This window comes from Wenyingzhuangia heitensis, from assembly GCF_011762155.1.
GTDB classification, from domain to species: Bacteria; Bacteroidota; Bacteroidia; order Flavobacteriales; family Flavobacteriaceae; genus Wenyingzhuangia; species Wenyingzhuangia heitensis.
Window position 1 is genome coordinate 18,114 of record NZ_JAASQL010000003.1, and the last position, 19,667, is coordinate 37,780.

Genomic DNA, 19,667 nt, shown 5'->3' on the forward strand with positions numbered 1-19,667 from the left:
TTCTAGTTTTCTTCGTAAACTCCCATGTTAGCGTATTTATTAATACGTTCATTTACCATAGTTGCTACCTCTTTAGCTTGTAAATCTTTTAACAATTTCTCTATCGTCTCTTTTACGGTTGCAAAAGTAGTTTCTCTATCAGAATGCGCTCCTCCTAAAGGTTCTGGAATTACTCCATCTACCAATTTTAAAGCACTCATATCTTTAGATGTTAATTTTAAAGCAGCTGCTGCTTTTTCTTTAAACTCCCAAGATCTCCATAAAATAGAAGAACAGTTTTCTGGTGAAATTACAGAGTACCATGAGTTTTCCATCATTAACACTCTATCTCCAACACCTATTCCTAAAGCTCCTCCAGAGGCTCCTTCTCCAATAATAATTGTAATAATGGGTGTTTTTAACACACACATTTCAAAAATATTACGAGCAATAGCTTCTCCTTGTCCACGTTCTTCCGCTTCCAAACCTGGATATGCTCCTGGTGTATCTACAAAAGTAACAACAGGAATTCCAAATTTTTCTGCCATACGCATTAAACGTAAAGCTTTACGGTATCCTTCTGGATTGGCCATCCCAAAGTTTCTGTATTGTCGCATTTTGGTATTGATTCCTTTTTGCTGTCCAATAAACATAAAACTCTGATCCCCTATTTTTCCAAGTCCTCCAACAATCGCTTTATCATCTTTTACCGTTCTATCTCCATGCAATTCCATGAAAGTATCTCCAGCCAAAGCTTTAATATAATCTAATGTATAAGGTCTATTTGGGTGTCTTGACAATTGTACTCTTTGCCAAGGCGTTAAATTTTCGTAAATGTCTTTTTTAAGATGAATGATTTTTTCCTCAATCTCTTTACAGGTGTTGGTTACATCAACTTCGCTTTCTTCTCCAATAATAGCGCATTTTTGTAATTGCTCTTCTAATTCCTTAATAGGTAATTCAAAGTCTAAATATTCCATCATTATAAATTTTGGCTAGGGACAAATATACTAAGTTCAAACAATTATGCTTCTCTTTTATTTAATTTTTAATTAACATTAACATAGGTCAACACATTGCTTATCTTAAAAAACAATTACTTTTGTAATTCAATGAAATTAAAGTAAAAATGGGCTTATTTAATAAAAAAATTAACATCAACGAATTATACCCTGTAAACTATGTAGATATTCACTCGCATTTGTTACCAGGTATTGATGATGGGGCTAAAGACATAGAAGATTCTATTGCTTTAATAGAGAAACTGTACGCTTTTGGAATCAAGCAATTTAGAACTACTCCACATGTTTTGGGTGATGTTTGGGAAAATAGTTCTGCCACAATTAAAGAAAAAGAAGCTTTATTACAAGCTGAATTAAAAGAAAGAGGCTATCACGACATTCAAATTAGTGCTTCTGCAGAGTACATGATGGATAATAATTTTAGTAAATTACTTACTAATGATGATATTTTAACCTTAAAAGGAAAATATGTTTTGGTAGAAATGTCTTTTTTTAATGCTCCTTTTAACTTAGATGATATTTTATTTCAAATTCAGATCAAAGGATATACTCCTGTTTTAGCACACCCGGAACGTTATGCTTTTTATCATAAAGACTTTTCTGAATATCAAAAATTAATAGATGCAGGTTGTTTGTTTCAGTTAAACATACTGTCTTTAACTCCTCAATATGGTAAAGAAATTACCAAAACAGCACAAAGGCTTTTAAAAGAAGGAATGTACACGTTTGTTGGCTCAGACACACATCATAAAAGACACGTAAAATTAATGGAAACGTTGGCCAATCAAAAAACAAAAAAATTATTAACTCCGTTGTTTGAGAACAACATAAAAGAGTTCTCTTTTTAAATATAAAAAACCCCAACTAAATTAGTTGGGGTTTTATTTTTACAATCCGTTTTTAAGATTAATCACCTCTTGTGGTGTTAAATGTCTGTAATGACCTCTTGGTAAATCCTTTTTGGTCAATCCCGCAAAAATAACTCTATCTAGTTTTACAACGGTATACCCAAAATGAGCAAATATTTTACGTACAATACGATTACGTCCTGAGTGAATTTCTATTCCTACTTCATTTTTAGATTGTCCTTGCACATAAGCAACATCATCTACCCATACTTTTTTCTCGTCAATTACAGGTCCATCTGCTATGGATTGTAAATGCTTTAAAGACACTTTATGATCTAACGTTGCATGGTATAATTTACGTTTGTTGTGTTTAGGATGTGTTAAGGTTTTTGCTAGTTCACCATCGTTGGTAAATAACAATAATCCTGTAGTATCTCTATCCAGTCTTCCTACCGGATAAATACGTTCTTTACAAGCTTTATCAACAATTTCCATCACTGTTTTTCTACCACGCTCATCTTCCATAGTGGTAATATAGTTCTTAGGTTTGTTTAATAAAACGTATCTTTTTGTTTCTGGGCTAATTAATACATTGTCAAAACGAACCTCATCTGTAGGTTGAACTCTGTATCCCATTTCCGTAATTACTTTACCATTTACGGTAGCACTTCCGGTTTCTATATATAAATCTGCATCTCTACGAGAACAAATTCCCGCATTAGAAATGTATTTATTTAATCGAATTCCTGTTTGATTAGAAGGAACAGTTACTACTCTTTTTTTAGGAGCATCTGTTGCTGAAGTTTTCTTAAAAGGCTTACTTTTAGAAAATGGCTTGGCACCTTTTTTTACCTCTTCATCACTTTCTGTAGTAGCTGTTGCAGGTCTTTTTGTAAAACGCTTACTGTTGGCTTTAAAATTTCCAGAAGGCTTTCCTTTTCCTCCTTGACCTTGTTGTCGTCTTCCCGACGAGTTTTTATTTGTATTCATTATATATATTTTGGACGACAAAAATACGAAAGAATCTACAATATATAACTATATTTTTACTTGATTTAATATCCTGATTAACAAGACCGAAGTATCTATTAAAGCTAAACTAAAAACTCCTATCACCAATACTACTTTTAGCATATTGTGTAACATTAAATAATGTTTAAAGGTTTTTGCTTTTATCAACAAAAATAAAAAGAAAGGAATCCATAAAACCACTCCGTAAAAATAATATTGCATTAGCCCAATTTCTGGAAAACTAAGAATGTAATAAGCAGGAAAAGCAACTCCTATTAACACTAAATACACATATCTTTTTACACTACGTTTTCCATATTTAGTTATTAAAGTTGCTCTGTTTATGAGCAAAGCTCCTTTGGTTCTTTCAAAATCTTTGATAATTTCTTTCACCAATATCAAACCATACAAAAAAGCACCGTGCATCAAAATAATTTCGGAAACGTAGTTAAAATAAACAAACATCACAAAAAATGGAAGTATGTCTAATATAGATACCGACAACACTCTAACTACAGGAAATTTTTGAAGTTTATGAGAATATAGCCATATTAAAAAAATATAAATGGCAAAAAAAGTAGCTGCTTTCCAAGAAATTATAAACCCTAATACAAAAGCGATAAAATTAAAGAGAAAATAAACTTGGAGTTTGGTGTTTTTACTCACCCAATTCCCTATATGTGTTTTTATGGGTTTGTTAATTGCATCTAATTTGGCATCGTAAAAATCGTTGATAATATACCCTGCGGAAACCACAAAAAAAGTTGCTATTACTACAATATGTAAATGAATATCTAACAAAATTTCTTTTAACGTTTTGTCTACCGCAAACACAAAAATAGCGGCTAAATATTGTGCCAACATCAACATAGCTACATTGTAACCACGTATTGCCGAAAACAACCCTAAAAATTTATGTTTTTTTGTTGTCGCACTTTCCATGACCAAAGTTGTTTTTAGAATCTATATACCAATTCTAAGTCATGACCTGTTAAAGATGCTTTCGCTTTTTCAAAATCTGGAGCAAACCCTAAAATGTAACCACCACCACCAGAACCACAAAGTTTTAGATAATAGTCGTTAGAATCAATTCCTTTTTTCCACAAAGCGTGAAATTTACTAGGAATCATTGGTTTAAAATTGTCTAATACAACTTTAGATAATTTTTTAACATTTCCAAATAAAGACTTTGCATCACCTCGTAAAAAATTATCTACACATGCATCTGTATGTGCTACAAACTCATCACTTAACATTTTACGGAAACCTTCGTTCTTCATTTTTTCCATAAAAATATTTACCATCGGTTCTGTTTCTCCAATCATTTTAGAGTCTAGTAAAAACACTGCTCCTTTTCCATTTTGCTGGTAAGGAATCCCTACAGATTCTACATTGTCTTTTGATTGAATTAATATAGGCAAACTTAAATAACTATTTAAAGGATCTAAACCAGAACTGGTTCCATGAAAATAAGATTCCATCAACCCAAAAATAGCTTTTAACCTTAACAGTTTGTCTTTTGTTAAATTTTCTAAAACAGTTATTTTGTCTTCTGCATATTTTTCATAAATAGCAGCTACAATAGCTCCAGAACTTCCCACTCCGTATCCTTGCGGAATACTAGAGTCAAAATACATTCCGTTCGTAATGTCTTGTTCTAACTGAGCCAAATCAAACTGAACAAGATCTGTTTTTAAAGATTTTAAGTAGTTGTAATATGCTAATAAGTATCCATTAGACTTTAATGCTTTTCCTTCTAAAACGTCTGCTTTTTTAAAAGCTCCATTGTAGGAATTATAAGGAATTGCAAGACCTTTAGAGTCTTTAATAATTCCGTATTCTCCAAACAATAATATTTTTGCGTAAAACAAAGGTCCTTTCATAACTACCTAATTATAGGGCAAATATAGACATTAAAATTGTTCTATGTTAATTTATTTGCTCCCATTCCCACCTGATCGTGTATATACTCACCATTTTTACAAAAAACAGCCAAATCTTGTTTTATAAACTGTTGAACGGTTGCTTTTTCACTTTCTGGATACAATACATGAACATTGGCACCTGCATCTAACGTAAAACACAACTTGCTTCCTGTTTCTTTTCTATACGCCCATATTTTGTTAATAACTTCTAACGTATTTGGTTTCATCAAAATAAAATACGGGCTACTTGTCATCATCATCGCATGCAAGGTTAAGGCCTCACTTTCTACCAATGCAATAAAATCATCTACAGCTCCTTTGGCAAAAATGGTTTTTATTTTACTGATGTTTTCTTGTGCTTGTGCAAAACGTTGTTCTGCAAACGGATGTCCGTGCATTAAATCGTGCCCAACGGTACTACTTACTTGTTTTTCTCCTTTGTCTACCAACAAAATAGTGTCTTGATAGTTTTTAAAAACAGGAGCTATCGTATCTTTAAACTCAACTCCATACAAATCTGAACTTCCTTTAACCTCCGGGTGCTCTCCCCACACCACAATTTCTCCTTTTACACTTCTACAAGCACTTCCAGATCCTAAACGCGCTAAAAAAGAAGCTTTATGATAAAATTCCTCTTCTGTTAAATTGGGATTGATTTCTTTTTCAATACTCATTAAACACAAAGCAATCGCACTCATTCCACTCGCCGAGGAAGCAATTCCGCTACTGTGCGGAAAAGAATTTTTAGACTCTATTACAAAACTGTATTCTTTTAAAAAGGGAACGTAAGCCTCTACTCTTTTAAAAAATGTTTCGATTTTTGGTTTAAAAGCTTTGTTGTTCTTTCCTTCAAAAATCACATCAAAATCAAACTGATTGTCTACCTCTTGTTTTTTAGTATAGCTAAGCGTTGTTTTAGTATGACAGTTAGATAGCGTAAAACTGATAGAAGTATTTTCTGGCAACTGCGGATTTCTTTTTCCCCAATATTTAACCAAGGCAATGTTACTAGGTGTTTGCCAAGTTACGGTTCCAGATTCTTTTAAAGTTCCTGCTGTTTTTGGAATAAAAATTTGACCCATCATACTCTTCTCAATTTTGAGCAAATATAGTTTTAAGTTGATTAGTTTTAAAATTTAAACTAGCCCTATTCCTATTTTAAATGATGATAAACTATATTTGTAAGCATGAGAAAATTAAAATTGATTTGGGATTTTAAAGGTCCTTCTGGATTAGGAACCGCTAAACACCATTGCATCCATTTAAAAGAATTTGCCGAAGCAGAAAAACTACATTATTACTTGGTAGATCATGCCGAAGTGAATGAAATGTGGGCTACTGCTTTTATTGTAGTTGATGAAGCCGATATGAAAACGTACAGAGATGCCTTAAAACCACATAGAGGTGAGGTTTTTAATCAATAACAATCTTATAAGTATCTAACAAACCTGTTACAGAACTTAAAGAAAACTTAGCTCCTTTTATGCGATTGTTTTCTGGGTGAATTTTATAATGAACAGAAGTTCTAAAGTCTGCTTTTTCTAAAATTGTATTTTCAAAACTAGCATTTAACAAATCACACTCTTTAATTGTTGCGTTTGTTAGGTCTGTTTCTGTAAAATCTACATTTAACAACTTGGATGCTATTATTTGACTTCCTTTTAATTTTACCTGATAAAAGGAAGAGTCGTTTAACTGGCAATTTTTAAAGTTCACAGAAAAACCAAAGGAATTACATTGGTTAAAAAGCAACCCTAACATTTTACAATTGCAAAACGTTATATTTTGAAAAGAGGTATTTCTAATTTTTGCATTGCTTAAATTACAATCTATAAACTCGCAATCAGAAAACACAATATTGGACAAATCCGTATTCGCAAAATTCACATTTTTAAAAGTGCATTGTTCGTACTCTCCTTTAGGGAATTTTGTCTCCGAAAAATCTTTATTGGCAAAAACTACCTCATCAAAATAATCTTCCATATTCTATAGATTAGAAGTAATTGCTTCTGAAACTACCCATCCGCCTGTCCAAGCATTTTGAAAATTAAAACCACCTGTAACGGCATCAATATTTAAAATTTCACCTGCAAAAAACAAATTGGGATGCAATTTACTTTCAAATTTTTTAAAGTTGACTTCTTTTAGTTTTACGCCACCCGCAGTTACAAATTCATCTTTAAAGGTACTTTTCCCTTGTGCATGAAACACGGTATCGGTAAGACGATTTGCCAATGCTTCTAATTTTTTATTAGAAATATCCGCCCATTTGGTTTGTCCATCAATCTCGCACACCTCTAAGAATCTGCTCCATAAACGTTTGCTAATGGTTTCAAACGGACTGCGTTTCTCTAACATCGATTTTACGTCTGTTTTTTTAGCTTTAAACAATACATCTAAAGCCTGTTGTTTATTACAGCTCAACCAATTTACTTTTACTTGGTATTGATAGTCTTTTTCTGCCAACAAAATAGCTCCAAAAGCCGATAATTTTAAAACTGCTGGTCCGCTAGTTCCCCAATGCGTAATTAACAAAGGACCTGTGCTTGTTAGTTTGGTATCTTTTATAGAAACTTCTACATTTTGAACTGCCACACCTGGTAAATCTGTTAACAGAGGATCTTTAATATTAAACGTAAATAAAGATGGAACCGGTTCTACAACAGAGTGTCCTTTATCCGTTAATAGTTTCCAGACAGGTTTGCTACTTCCTGCTGTAATTACCAAATAATCACAAGTATATTCTGCATTATTAGTTACTACTTTCCATTGATGAGTTTCTTCTATCTTATCAATTTCTTTAACCCCTTCTGATTTTTTGATTTCGATATCCAAATCATGGGTAGCTGTTAAAAAACAATCAATAATAGATTGAGAAGAGTTTGATTCTGGAAAAATTCTATTATCACTTTCAATTTTTAAAGGTACTCCATGATTCTCGAACCACTCCATGGTATCACCTGTCATAAATTGATGAAAAGGCCCTAACAATTCACGTTTTCCTCTAGGATAAAATTCTGTTAATTCTTTAGGATCAAAACAAGCATGTGTTACATTGCAACGTCCTCCTCCAGAAATCTTTACTTTTTGTAAAACTTCTTTTCCTTTTTCTAAAATACAAACAGATAGATTTCTGTTTTTCTCCTTGGTGTTTATGGCCGTAAAAAAACCTGCTGCTCCACCTCCTACAATAAGTACGTTGTAATGTTTTTGCATAGGTTACAAAGATACAATCTCTTGGTAAGCTTCTAACAAAGTTGGAAACACTTTTACCGCTCCATTTGCCAACAATTCTTCTTTAGAATATTGAGTTAACACACCTACTGCCACCATTCCTGTAGCTGCTGCTGCTCTCATACCCGTTAAACTATCTTCAAAAATAATAGTATGTGCGTAGTCTTCTTTTTTAACGCCTAACCTTTCTGCTAAAGTTAAATAAGGAACTGGACTGGGTTTAGGTTCTGAAAACTGATCTACTCCCATGCATATTTTAAAACCAATACCTGTTTGATTGACTGAATTTTGCACAAAACCACTATACGCATTACTTGCGATTCCGTGAGGGATTTTGTTTTCTTCTAAAAATTGTTGAATTTCTACAGCTCCTGGCAATAATTTGGGTGGAACTGTAGTTTTTAAAATATGTTCTTGCTTTAATTTGTTTAACTCAGCTCCTCTACTTACATCTCCTCCAAATTCCGCAAAATAATCTGCAATTAAATAAGGAGCCTTTCCCGCATGAGATTCTCTAGGAAACGGACAAATTTCTTTGTTAAAAATTTCTCTAAAAGCTGAAGCCCAGGCATCATCGTGACAATTGGCACTGTCTACAACAACTCCATCAAAATCAAACAATACGGCTTTGGGAAAAGGAAGTTTACTCATTGTGATATTTTTATACAAAAATACCCTGAAACAAATTCAGGGCATCTATTATTTGGTGAAAATTTTTGTTAAATATGGATTTAGAAATTTATTCGTCGGATCCATTTTTTCTCTTAAAGCTTTAAAATCCTTCCATTTTGGATATAATTTCAAAAAGCCATCGTGTTGTACTTTAAAACGTTTTGCCCAATGGGGTTTTCCGCCATATTTTAAAAATAGCTCTTCAATAGTATCAAAAGCTTCATAATCATCTGCAACAGGAGAGTTTCTACAAACACAGCCCATGGTTACAACATTAGTATCACATGCATTGCTTAACCAAACATTGTCTTTTTTTAAAAAGCGAATATCCATAGGAACGTGTACATATGCTTTGTTTGTTTTATCATCTAAAACTTGCTTTAACTCTACAAACAAATCTTTAAATTTAGAGTAATCTACACTCCACTCTGCCAATTCCATAGTAGCACCTCTTGATTTAGTTACTGTAGCATCATACAAACTACCTGCATGTTCTTTTTTTGGAGTGAAAAATAATTTATATAAAATTTTATTAGCAGTAGCCGTAAATTTTGGATACTTATGTGTGTACTGATATAAAAATTTAGAAGTTTTTCTTCTATGTTTTATGTATGCTGGAGTATCTTTTCTATCAAATTGAAAGTCTTTATTTACTTTGGTTCCTAAAATTACGTATCCGTGATCTGTGTGTGGCAACCAAAGTATTCTCACAAAATCATATGTAGCTAAATAATCATCTAATTGGCCTAACCACGCAGAATCTCGCATAGGTTCTTCTTTTAAATGTAGAATATAATTGTCTTCACACGCAAAGGTGATTTCTGAGAACACACCTAGTAAGCCTAGAGAAACACGAACGGCATCGGTTTCTAAATCATCATTTGTAAATTCTTTAATACTTCCGTCTGCTAATACCATACGAAATTTTGATACATATTTAGACAATATGTATCCGTTGGTACCGTGCGTTCCTGTTGCCAATGCTCCTCCTATGGTTACTTTATCGATGTCTGGTAAACATGGAATACACCAACCACAGGCCTGAATTACATTAATTACGTTTTCTAGACTTGCTCCTGCCTGTACGGTTACCTCTTTAGTATTTCTATTTATACTTACAATTTTATTGTAAGCACTTATTTCTACTAAAGTTTGAGTTCCAGCACTAATGTCTGCAGAAGAAAAACGATTTCCAAAAACTCTTATTGATGAATTTTCTTTAATTGCTATTTGTAAGTCTTGTTCGTTTGCAACTTTGATCATGTTAGAATACGAATGTTTTACATTTTCATTCCAGCTGATCCATTGATTGTTTTTGTTTTGAGTATTTTGTTCCAAAATAATATTCTTGGTTTGGTTTTGGTTTGATTTTGGAATCTTAACTCTTTAATATTTTTTCAATATTTGGTTTAAAATAGTTAGGTCCTTTTAATACTTTTCCGTCTTCTCTGTAAATAGGTTCTCCATCTTCTCCTAGTTTACTCATGTTACTACGCTGAATTTCATTAAAAACTTCTTCTATTTTATGTTGCATTCCGTGTTCTATAATAGTTCCACATAAAATATAAAGCATATCTCCTAAAGCATCTGCTACCTCAACCAAATCTCCTTCCTCGGCTGCTTCTAAATATTCTTTATTTTCTTCGTCCATTAAATTAAACCTTAATTTAATTTTATCTTCTCCAATAGCAGCAATTGGTTCGTTTTTATAACCTAATTTGTATGCTGTGTGAAATTCTTGAACGGCTTTGATTTTATTCTTCATTAGTTTGTTAATTTTGCTAAAAATTATTTTTTATGTTTTCTACAGGACAAATTTACTTTGCTATCTTTTTTGTAACTGCTTTTACCGCTGCCATGATATGGAGCTATAGAAAAGATTTACAACGTCATAAAATTCATTATAAAAATACAGCAATCAAAGTATTTTTAGGTGGTATTTTAATTACTATTGCTTTTATCCTAATTAGGATTGTTTTAAAATAATTAAAGTTTAATCAGATTGTTTAATTCATCGTGGTTTATAACAGTATATCCATCTTCATCAAAAGTATAAGAAGGACCAAACTTATAGCCTATTTTAAGTTGACCAAAATCGTAAGAATGTAATTGATACAATTGTTGATTAAAAGCTTCTTCGTGATATTTAAACACTATATAAATTTCTACCTCCAGCTCTTTTAATTGTTGATTAGAGTATTTATACAAAGGACTTTATTTATTTATTTTATGCACCAATGTCCACATAGTAGGTAAGTACATAATTTTATTGGTTTCTAAAATTAATTGATAAAATTGCCTACTAAACTCCCCACCATTGTCTTTTTCTGTAATATTAATTACAGCATTTAGTGTAGGCTCTATCATTAAATTAGTTCGCTTACTCATGACCCTAAACATCAGTGTTCTTTCTCCTTCAAACTCTCTAATAATAAGATTTTTTGAGAACAAAATTTTTGCTTTTGGTTTAGAAAAACGACCGTATAGCAAACCTGTAATAAAAGAAAAAGACAGCAAACCGATTAAAGCTTCAAAAGAAGACAGTACTCCTGCCAAAATTCCTTCGGGAGCTATAGCTCCATAGCCAACAGTTGTAATTGTTTGTGCACTAAAGAAAAAGAGTGTGCTAAAATCTTCCCATATATTTCCTGATGAATTTCTAAATTCATCAATACCTATAGAAAAATAAAAAAGGGCAAATATTAAATTGATAAGTAGATAACCACACAATACATAGCCAAAAAACAAAGGCCAGGAAATGGTGATTAAATAGGTGTATAAATCATCTATTGTTTTAGACCTATTAATGTGCTTTACATTAGATTGACCGTTAACAATTACTCTTTGTGCATTTCTGTTTGATTTGTAACCAACACCTGGATCTTTTAAAACTTTTGCCATAAAAACGTTATAAAAAAACAGCCTTGATTAAAAATCAAGGCTGTTTACTACTTTTTAATGTAACCACTTGTACTTAAAATCACATGTTTCTTGATCTGCACTTAACTTTACATAAGTGTCTTTAATTCTAGAAGTATACCATTTGTCTAAAGTTTCTTGCTCTTTTTTTTGTAATGCTAATTGCTGAATTTTCACATAATCTTTTGCAAAATCAGCTTCATGAGCATCAACTCTATTGGTTACTTTAATAATTTTATACATTTTTTCACCCTCTCTAGTTTCTTCGTAAAAAGGAGCTGTAATATCGTTTTGACTTAACTTGTCTACTTGTGCAAACAATTTAGGATCCATTTTGTTTAGTTCAAACTTTGCATCATTTGTATAAGGATTTACCAATTTACCTTTGTTTAAACGAGTAGCTTTATCGTCAGAATATTTAACAACAGCTTCTTCAAATGTAATGTCTCCAGCTAAAATTTCTGCTCGTACCTTTTCTAATTTATCTTTTGCTGCTGTTAACTTTTCTTCTTCAATTTTAGGTTGAATCAACAAATGTCTTACATCTCTTTGTTGTCCTTTAATTTTTTCTACTTGTAAAATATGGTATCCAAACTGAGATTTAAAAGGTTCTGAAACCTCTCCTTCTTCCATACTAAAGGCTGCCTCTTTAAACTCTTTTACAAACTGACTTTGTCTTGTTATAGTATACAAACCTCCATTTTGAGCTACTCCTGGATCTTCTGAATACAAAATGGCTTTTAAACGCATACTATATCCGTTTTCTATATCTGTTCTTATTTGGCTTAGCTTGTCTATTACCTCTTTAACAGCTTCTTCTGTAGGTTGCGCATCAATGGTTATTTGTGATAATTCTACCTCTATTCCAAAACTTGGTAAATCTCCTTTTGATTTTAAATCGTTGTAAAAAAAACGAATTTCGTCTGGAGTTACTACAACCTCGCTCACCACACTTTGTCTTTCTCTCTGAATTAGTAAGTTTTCTTTTTCAATTCTTGTCAATTCACTTGTTAAATCTTCTAAGTCATCAAAACCATATAAAGAAACTACTTTATTCATATCTCCCATTTGAGACTTAAAGTGTTCTAAAGTTCTTTGTACTCCTGCATTTACTTCTGCATCAGACACCAAAATACTGTCTATAACTGCTTGATGCGCTAGTAATTTTTGAGTCATAATGTCTTCCATTACTTCGCAATTATTAAAATTCACATCACCTTCTGCTCTAGCTTCTATTTCTTGTTTGTATTTAACAATATCAGAATCTAAAATTATTTTATCCCCCACCACAGCAGCAACACCATCTACTTTTATTTTTTGTTGGGCATTTACAAATCCAACACTTAAAAGTAGCATCATCAGCACATGGCTTTTTTTAATAAACTTCATATTTTTTTTGTTTTACAGCATCATCAATCAAAATTTGTTCCATTTGATTAAAGAACTTAATCTTATTTTTATGTAATAATATATTCTTAATTGTAGGCTTTACATATGCCAATGGAGCAATATCTCCTTTATTCACTATTTCTTTGATGTAAATATAATACAAACTTTTATCTACACCGGTTTTCTCTATTAACCTGTTGGTTCTTGCCAGATCAAAAGAGCTTAACAATGGAAAATCTGGTTTTCTACTGTATACATCTCTTAAGGAAACCCAAGTAGAATCGTTAAAATAAAAATCGTTATACCCCTTATAATCTGTTAAAATCTCTTGTTTGTCATCTACATCATTTGTTTCAAATAACTTTCTTATGTTGTATTTCTTTCTGTTACTCGGATCTATGTGTATATATTTAAATTTAATTAAATTTTCATTTAATTTAAAATTGGTGAAATTTTTAACATAAAAACTGTCTATCTCTTTTTCAAAAACTAAGGTATCTAGCTTTTTATTTACCAATGCATTTTTATAGTAAGATACATATAGTTCTTCTTTGTATTTTCTAACTAAATCATCTAACTCTTTGGTGTTGTCTAAATTTATTAAGGCATTTCTGTACAATAATTTTTGTCTAGACCAGCTTTGTATATAATCTTGCGTTGCTTTTAAACTATCTACAATGCTATTGGTTTTTATAACATTTGCTTTTAACTCTTCTTTAGTTAGCACATAGTTATAGACTTTAGCCACTACATTTGTTGGTGTGCTTTTTTGTTGATTACAACTAGTAACCAATAGTAACAAAGAAAAAATTGCGATGAGTTTATTCATTTTGATAAGCTTTCTTTAGCTTTTTAACTTGTCTTCTAGAAAATTTAATTTTGCTATTGGCTCTTAATTCCGCCAACCATTCTTTTTGTATTTTGTCTTGATAATCACTTTCTACATATCCTTTTACTTCTTCAAATTTATCTCCTTTTTCTTTATAGTTTTCAAAATTTTCTTGGTAAAAGTCTTCTACTTTTTCAGGTTGTTTTACAGGCACATCCCAAACATGTGTTTTCATCAGTTCAAAAATAACCAATCCATTTCTGTATGTACTTATGGTTTCTTTAAACTTATCATTTTCTTCTTCTAAATGGTCAACAACATACTCCTTTGTTTTTTCTGTTTTAAATTTGTCAAAATAAACAGAAGGATTACTAGCTCTTCTAGATTTAATGTAGTTAGCAAAGTCACTTTGTTTTATTTCTTCATCTTTAAAACGAATCAATACTTTTTGTAAACTATCTGCAGATATTTGATAGACTTTATCGTTTTCAAAAACTTTTAACGCTTGTTTATCAATTGTTATATGGTGTTTTTCTTTTAATTTATTAAATGCTACTTCTTTAGGTTTTGTTCCTCTATCGTCGTTTAAAATTTTCTTTTTTAAACCTTCTTTAGCTTCTTCAAAGCTAGGCATTGGTTCGTTTCCAATGTACTTTACAATGTGCCAGCCGTAAGGAGTTGCAAATGGTTCTGAATAAGAGTTTGGGATCGTTAAAGAAAATGCGACCTCTTCAAAAGAAGGTGGTAAACTTCCTTTGGTAAACGGTTTTAACTCCCCCCCATTATTCGCAGATCTTTTATCGTCTGAATATTTTTTAGTCAATATTTCAAACTTTTCTCCAGCTTTTAATTGCTTATAGATACTGTCTATTTTTTGTTTTTTATCCTCCTCTAAACCCGCAACCATTACATGAGCTACTTTTAGTTTTCCATCTATTTTAGATTTGTCGTAAATTTTTAACAAATGGTATCCAAAACGAGTTTTTATAATTTTTGACACTTGCCCTACAGGTGTAGAATAAGCAGCATTTTCAAACGGATATACCATTCTAAAAACGCTAAAGTATCCTAAATCTCCTTTGTTTTTTTCAACGCTTTTATCTTCAGAATATTGTACTGCTAGTTTTTCAAAATCAGCTCCTTTGTCTAACTCTTTTTTTATTTTATTTATTTTGTTAAAAGCTTCAATAGTATCATTATCTTTTGTCATAATTAAAATATGACTTGCTTTTACCTGATGTAAACTTCTGCTATATGCTTCGTTTAACAAATCTTTTAACGTTTCATCATCTGTAAAAAAAGGAGAAGCTAAATCGGCTTTGTACTTTTTTAATTCTTTTTGCAAAGACGTTAATGTATCTATCCCTTCTAGTTTTGCTTGTCTTAATTTTAGCTTGTAATCTACCATTAATTGTAAATTTTGCTCAAAATCACTAGCTCCTATGGTTGCATTGTTTCTGCTAAACAATTTTTCAAATTCAGATACATAAGTGGGTACCTTGTCTATTTTAAATAGGGTTTTTTCTTTTTTTTGAGCAATGGTAACAAGTTGACTTCCTAAAATTAAAATTCCTAAAATGTACTTTTTCATATTTTTAAAAATATTATAACGATATTAACCCTTCTACCCCTTCTACCAAATGATAATTTGCAATAACCTCATCAGCACTTTTTACTTTTATTAAAATAGAAACACTAACAAACTTACCTGTTTTAGAGGCTCTTGTTGATATTTTTGCTTTTTTACCCTTAAAAAAACCTTCAATTTCTTTTACCTGATTTTTTGTGGTGGGCACAATAAATTTATACAGATAATCTGAGGGAAATTTAGTGTTATCTTCTAATTTCTCCTTTAAATCTTTATAAAATTTTTCTTTTTTATCCATATTATCATTCTACTTTGTATATCAGGCTACAAAACTATAATTATTTCTTATTTTTACTTCTTCGTACGAATATTTATTTTTATATATGCCACAAAAAATAGTACTTACAGGAGCTCCTGGTACTGGAAAATCTACCGTAATTAATTTACTTCGCAGCAAAGGCTACTTTTGTCAAGAAGAAATATCTAGAGAGATTATTAAAGAAGCAGAGCGAATGGGGTCTAAAAAACTATTCTTATCTCAGCCTATTTTATTTAGTAAAGTTGTTTTAGGAAAACGAATTATTCAATACCAACAAGCAAGTAACAGCAATCAGTCTCATTGTTTTTTTGACAGAGGAGTACCTGATATAACTGCCTATTTAAACAAAAATAGAATTGCTTATGAGGAAACCTTTAAACAATCTAATAAAAAATACACTTACGATACTATTTTTATATTTCCACCTTGGGAGCAAATTTACACAACAGATAGCGAACGTTTTGAGACTTTTGAAGAAGCCAAGGAACTGCACTTTGCTATTGTAGACGAATACAAAAAGACCCACGAAAATATTATTGTAGTGCCTTTTGGAACTCCACAAGAAAGAGTAAATTTTATTTTAAAAAAATGCCATGCCTAATTCTGTAAAACTTAAGGAAATTCTCCAAAAACATTGGAATCATACCTCCTTTAGACCTTTACAAGAATCTATTATTACAGACATTATTAGCGGAAATGACACTTTAGCCATTTTACCTACAGGAGGAGGAAAGTCTATCTGTTATCAAATTCCGGCTCTATATATGGAGGGAACCTGTGTGGTTATTTCTCCATTAACAGCATTAATCAAAGATCAAATTTACCAACTAAAACAAAAAGGAATAGAAGCTATTTCTATCCCTAGTAACAGTTCTATTGATGATATTGTTAGACTGTTTGACAATATTAAAATCAAAAAAATAAAACTTTTATATCTATCTCCCGAAAGATTATCGCAACCTATTTTACAAGAAAAACTACAGCAACTAAATATTTCTTTTATTGCCGTAGATGAAGCTCATTGTATTTCTCAATGGGGACACGATTTTAGACCTTCGTATATTAAGGTAGGATTGATTAGAAACATGCTATCCAAAATTCCTTTTTTAGCTGTAACAGCAACTGCTACAAAAAAAACACAAGAGCAAATTATTAGTTTGCTTCAATTAAAAAAACCAAAGTTTCATATTGGTTCTTTTTCTAGAGAAAACTTAGCGTATCAGTTATTTGAAACTCCTCAAAAATTTGATTTACTAACTAAAATATTAAGTAAAAGAAAAGTTACTGCCATTGTTTATTTACAAAATAGACTGGCGGTTAAGGAACTCTCAGATAGATTAAACAGTATAGGTTTACCAACAACTTATTATCACGCAGGTTTATCTACTGCCGAAAAAGACAAAAGTTTTAATGCTTGGAATAGTGAAGAAAAGCACATTATGATTGCTACCAATGCCTTTGGAATGGGAATAGACAAGAGCAATGTGCGTTTGGTAATTCATTTAGAAATTCCATCTACCTTAGAAAATTATTTACAAGAAGCAGGTAGAGCAGGTAGAGATGGACAAAAATCTTTTTCATGTGTTATTTTATCAGAAAACGATTTTAAAAAATTCGACCACCAAATACAATCAAATATTACGTTTCAACATGTATACGATGTGTATTTAAAACTAAATCAACATTTTCAAATTGCCTATGGAGACCATAACGAAGAAGAATTAGACTTTGATTTACAAGGATTTTGCCAACGATATCAACTAAATATTAACAATACCGAAAAAGCTTTAAGACGTTTAGATAATTATCAAATTCTTAACTACAAAGAGCAACACAAAAGTGATACTCATATTAAAATTACATGCAGCCATTATCAATTAATGCATTTTTGTAACGAACATACTAGTTACAAAGAGCTAATTGATACTGTTTTAAGAAACTATTCTGGTTTGTTTGAAGTTTCTAAAAAACTAAACATCCCTAGACTGGCATCTAAAACAGGATTGTCAATACATTTAATTCACAAAAAATTATCTTATTTACAACAGCTAAATTTTATAGACCTTAAGCTAAAACAAAACAATCATACGCTTACTTTTTTAGTTCCAAGAGAAGACAAAAACACCTTAAATCCTGTAGAAAAAGACATTACTGCATTGCATACTATTGAATTGATCAAACACAAAAGCAGTATTTCTTATTTTAAAAATCAGGAGGAATGTAGAAATAATATTATTTTAAATTACTTTAATCAACCCTACGTTAAAGACTGTGGTATTTGCGATATTTGTATTCAGAAAAACAATCCTGTTTCTACTTCAGTACTCAACAATCAAATAGCAACTCTCTTAAAGACTAAACCCTGTACGTTTAACGAACTATTAACCAACATAAAAGTTAATTCTCAGGTTTTAAAATACCTTTTAACAGAGTTAATTAACGAAAATAAAATTATACAAAACCAACAATTTTATCAACTAACATGAGCAAATTAAGAATTGTATTTATGGGAACCCCAGATTTTGCGGTAACCATTTTAGATAAAGTATTACAACACAACTATAATGTGGTAGGAGTTATTACTGCTCCAGACAAACAAGCTGGTAGAGGTAGAAAAATACAACAATCTGCTGTAAAAAAATATGCGGTAGAAAATAACCTAACCGTTTTACAACCTTCCAATTTAAAATCACCAGAATTTCAAGCAGAATTAGAAGCTTTACAACCCAATTTACAAATTGTGGTTGCCTTTAGAATGTTACCAGCTACTGTGTGGAGTTTACCAGAATATGGTACGTTTAATTTACACGCATCTTTATTGCCAGACTATAGAGGAGCTGCCCCTATTAACTGGGCTATTATTAATGGTGAAACCGAAACAGGAACTTCTACCTTTTTTTTAGATGATAAAATAGATACAGGAGAAATTATTCTGCAAAACAAAACAGCCATTGGGGCAACAGAAACCGTAGGAGAGTTACACGATAAATTAATGCATTTAGGGAGTGATTTGGTTATAGAAACGTTGCAGTTAATAGAAACTAACAAAGTTACAACACAAAAGCAAGCAGCCCACAGCAACAAACTAGCCTATAAAATTCACACAGATACTTGTAAAATTAACTGGAATCAATCTAGCCAAACTATATACAACCTTATTCGTGGATTAAATCCATACCCAGCTGCTTGGACAACCTTAATAAATGATGGTGAAGAAATAAATGCAAAAATATATGATGCTGAAATTATAAACGAAGCACACAATTACAAACCTGGAACTGTAATTACCGATAAAAAAACGATTAAAACCGCTACTCAAGATGGATTTATTCAAATCCATAAAATAAAACTAGCAGGAAAAAAATCAATGGACAGTACAAGTCTATTAAATGGTTATCAAATTGCAAACAACTCAAACATGCAGTAAATACTAGGAGTCTTAAAAAACAACCTTTTACAGTTTCGTTTGTTAACAAATTGTAAAAGTTATTAACAATTCAATGTTTTTAAGGGTTCCTGACTTGCATACCCCAAGATTCCTTATATATTTGTTTTCAAATAAACTTATTTAATTTAATAAAATAACCGTTATGAACAAATCAGATTTAATCGATGCAATTGCTGCTGATGCAGGTATTTCTAAAACAGCTGCTAAAGCTGCATTAGAATCAGTTACAAACAATGTAACTTCTACATTACAAAGCGGAGGAAAAGTTTCTTTAATTGGATGGGGAACTTGGTCAGTATCTAAAAGACCAGCTAGAGAAGGTAGAAACCCTCAAACTGGAGCTACTATCCAAATTGCAGAGAAAAATATTGTAAAGTTTAAGCCAGGTGCTGGTTTATCTGATGCAGTAAACTAATAACAAAATTTATTTTGTTTAAAAACCCCTTTATTTTAAAGGGGTTTTTTTTGTGCTTTTTTTTTCTTA

The 19,667-nt window shown here is 31.3% G+C and carries 23 protein-coding genes; 7 read left to right on the forward strand and 16 right to left on the reverse strand.

Going from position 1 to position 19,667, the window contains the following annotated elements:
• Nucleotides 1-2: 2 nt before the first annotated feature.
• Nucleotides 3-959, reverse strand: coding sequence for an acetyl-CoA carboxylase carboxyltransferase subunit alpha (locus FHR24_RS10890; protein WP_167188385.1), 957 nt, complete (start codon nucleotides 957-959; stop codon nucleotides 3-5).
• Nucleotides 960-1,108: 149 nt separating this feature from the next.
• On the opposite strand from FHR24_RS10890, the gene FHR24_RS10895 reads away from it, so the two are divergent.
• A complete protein-coding gene (locus FHR24_RS10895; RefSeq protein ID WP_208412339.1) occupies nucleotides 1,109-1,849 on the forward strand; it encodes a tyrosine-protein phosphatase in 741 nt (246 codons plus the stop codon).
• 39 nt (nucleotides 1,850-1,888) lie between these two features.
• Here FHR24_RS10895 and FHR24_RS10900 read toward each other — a convergent pair whose 3' ends face one another.
• Genes FHR24_RS10900 through FHR24_RS10915 form a run of 4 tightly spaced genes read right to left on the reverse strand, consistent with a single transcriptional unit; the run spans nucleotide 1,889 to nucleotide 5,870 of the window.
• Entirely contained in the window at nucleotides 1,889-2,839 is a 951-nt protein-coding gene (locus FHR24_RS10900; RefSeq protein WP_167188387.1) for a pseudouridine synthase, read from the reverse strand.
• Nucleotides 2,840-2,887: 48 nt separating this feature from the next.
• On the reverse strand, nucleotides 2,888-3,802 hold the full coding sequence (locus FHR24_RS10905) for a geranylgeranylglycerol-phosphate geranylgeranyltransferase (protein WP_167188389.1): 915 nt from the start codon (nucleotides 3,800-3,802) through the stop codon (nucleotides 2,888-2,890).
• Nucleotides 3,803-3,816: 14 nt separating this feature from the next.
• Entirely contained in the window at nucleotides 3,817-4,743 is a 927-nt protein-coding gene (locus FHR24_RS10910; protein WP_167188391.1) for a mevalonate kinase family protein, read from the reverse strand.
• A gap of 41 nt (nucleotides 4,744-4,784) precedes the next feature.
• Nucleotides 4,785-5,870: a diphosphomevalonate/mevalonate 3,5-bisphosphate decarboxylase family protein gene (locus FHR24_RS10915; RefSeq protein ID WP_167188393.1), complete on the reverse strand. Its 1,086-nt coding sequence runs from the start codon at nucleotides 5,868-5,870 to the stop codon at nucleotides 4,785-4,787.
• A 102-nt stretch (nucleotides 5,871-5,972) separates the two neighbouring features.
• Between FHR24_RS10915 and FHR24_RS10920 the strand changes: the two genes are divergently transcribed.
• A complete protein-coding gene (locus FHR24_RS10920) occupies nucleotides 5,973-6,209 on the forward strand; it encodes a hypothetical protein (RefSeq protein ID WP_167188395.1) in 237 nt (78 codons plus the stop codon).
• On the opposite strand, the gene FHR24_RS10925 is transcribed toward FHR24_RS10920, so the two are convergent.
• The 5 genes from FHR24_RS10925 to FHR24_RS10945 are packed head-to-tail and all read right to left on the reverse strand — an operon-like array spanning nucleotide 6,199 to nucleotide 10,456.
• Nucleotides 6,199-6,768 (reverse strand): pentapeptide repeat-containing protein, encoded by a 570-nt coding sequence (locus tag FHR24_RS10925; RefSeq protein WP_167188397.1) that lies wholly within the window; start codon nucleotides 6,766-6,768, stop codon nucleotides 6,199-6,201. The genes FHR24_RS10920 and FHR24_RS10925 overlap by 11 nt on opposite strands.
• A 3-nt stretch (nucleotides 6,769-6,771) precedes the next feature.
• Nucleotides 6,772-8,001 (reverse strand): BaiN/RdsA family NAD(P)/FAD-dependent oxidoreductase, encoded by a 1,230-nt coding sequence (locus tag FHR24_RS10930; RefSeq protein ID WP_167188399.1) that lies wholly within the window; start codon nucleotides 7,999-8,001, stop codon nucleotides 6,772-6,774.
• 3 nt (nucleotides 8,002-8,004) lie between these two features.
• Nucleotides 8,005-8,670, reverse strand: coding sequence for an HAD family hydrolase (locus tag FHR24_RS10935; RefSeq protein ID WP_167188402.1), 666 nt, complete (start codon nucleotides 8,668-8,670; stop codon nucleotides 8,005-8,007).
• A 48-nt stretch (nucleotides 8,671-8,718) separates the two neighbouring features.
• Entirely contained in the window at nucleotides 8,719-10,029 is a 1,311-nt protein-coding gene (locus FHR24_RS10940; RefSeq protein ID WP_243846545.1) for a D-arabinono-1,4-lactone oxidase, read from the reverse strand.
• 40 nt (nucleotides 10,030-10,069) lie between these two features.
• A complete protein-coding gene (locus FHR24_RS10945; RefSeq protein WP_167188403.1) occupies nucleotides 10,070-10,456 on the reverse strand; it encodes a pyrophosphohydrolase domain-containing protein in 387 nt (128 codons plus the stop codon).
• 32 nt (nucleotides 10,457-10,488) lie between these two features.
• Here FHR24_RS10945 and FHR24_RS10950 point away from each other — a divergent pair, with 32 nt between their 5' ends.
• Nucleotides 10,489-10,677 (forward strand): hypothetical protein, encoded by a 189-nt coding sequence (locus FHR24_RS10950; RefSeq protein ID WP_167188406.1) that lies wholly within the window; start codon nucleotides 10,489-10,491, stop codon nucleotides 10,675-10,677.
• On the opposite strand, the gene FHR24_RS10955 is transcribed toward FHR24_RS10950, so the two are convergent.
• The 6 genes from FHR24_RS10955 to FHR24_RS10980 are packed head-to-tail and all read right to left on the reverse strand — an operon-like array spanning nucleotide 10,678 to nucleotide 15,714.
• Nucleotides 10,678-10,899, reverse strand: a complete 222-nt coding sequence (locus FHR24_RS10955) for a hypothetical protein (RefSeq protein WP_167188409.1) — start codon at nucleotides 10,897-10,899, stop codon at nucleotides 10,678-10,680.
• Between the two features lie 6 nt (nucleotides 10,900-10,905).
• Nucleotides 10,906-11,592, reverse strand: a complete 687-nt coding sequence (locus tag FHR24_RS10960; RefSeq protein ID WP_167188412.1) for an ion channel — start codon at nucleotides 11,590-11,592, stop codon at nucleotides 10,906-10,908.
• A gap of 54 nt (nucleotides 11,593-11,646) precedes the next feature.
• Nucleotides 11,647-12,999 (reverse strand): peptidylprolyl isomerase, encoded by a 1,353-nt coding sequence (locus FHR24_RS10965; RefSeq protein ID WP_167188415.1) that lies wholly within the window; start codon nucleotides 12,997-12,999, stop codon nucleotides 11,647-11,649.
• Complete coding sequence (locus FHR24_RS10970; protein ID WP_167188418.1) at nucleotides 12,986-13,828, reverse strand: hypothetical protein; 843 nt, start codon at nucleotides 13,826-13,828, stop codon at nucleotides 12,986-12,988. Before FHR24_RS10970 ends, FHR24_RS10965 begins: the two co-directional genes overlap by 14 nt.
• Nucleotides 13,821-15,419 carry a peptidylprolyl isomerase gene (locus FHR24_RS10975; RefSeq protein ID WP_167188422.1) on the reverse strand — a complete coding sequence of 533 codons (1,599 nt, stop codon included), beginning with the start codon at nucleotides 15,417-15,419 and terminating at the stop codon, nucleotides 13,821-13,823. Before FHR24_RS10975 ends, FHR24_RS10970 begins: the two co-directional genes overlap by 8 nt.
• A 13-nt stretch (nucleotides 15,420-15,432) precedes the next feature.
• A complete protein-coding gene (locus FHR24_RS10980) occupies nucleotides 15,433-15,714 on the reverse strand; it encodes a DUF493 family protein (RefSeq protein ID WP_167188425.1) in 282 nt (93 codons plus the stop codon).
• Nucleotides 15,715-15,799: 85 nt separating this feature from the next.
• Between FHR24_RS10980 and FHR24_RS10985 the strand changes: the two genes are divergently transcribed.
• The 4 genes from FHR24_RS10985 to FHR24_RS11000 all read left to right on the forward strand — a co-directional run bounded on the left by FHR24_RS10985 (nucleotide 15,800) and on the right by FHR24_RS11000 (nucleotide 19,598).
• Nucleotides 15,800-16,336 (forward strand): AAA family ATPase, encoded by a 537-nt coding sequence (locus FHR24_RS10985; protein WP_167188428.1) that lies wholly within the window; start codon nucleotides 15,800-15,802, stop codon nucleotides 16,334-16,336.
• Complete coding sequence (locus FHR24_RS10990; protein ID WP_167188431.1) at nucleotides 16,329-18,221, forward strand: RecQ family ATP-dependent DNA helicase; 1,893 nt, start codon at nucleotides 16,329-16,331, stop codon at nucleotides 18,219-18,221. The genes FHR24_RS10985 and FHR24_RS10990 overlap by 8 nt, the downstream gene beginning before the upstream one ends.
• Complete coding sequence (gene fmt, locus FHR24_RS10995) at nucleotides 18,218-19,162, forward strand: methionyl-tRNA formyltransferase (RefSeq protein WP_167188434.1); 945 nt, start codon at nucleotides 18,218-18,220, stop codon at nucleotides 19,160-19,162. Before FHR24_RS10990 ends, fmt begins: the two co-directional genes overlap by 4 nt.
• Nucleotides 19,163-19,325: 163 nt before the next feature.
• Complete coding sequence (locus FHR24_RS11000) at nucleotides 19,326-19,598, forward strand: HU family DNA-binding protein (protein WP_167188437.1); 273 nt, start codon at nucleotides 19,326-19,328, stop codon at nucleotides 19,596-19,598.
• Nucleotides 19,599-19,667 lie beyond the last annotated feature (69 nt).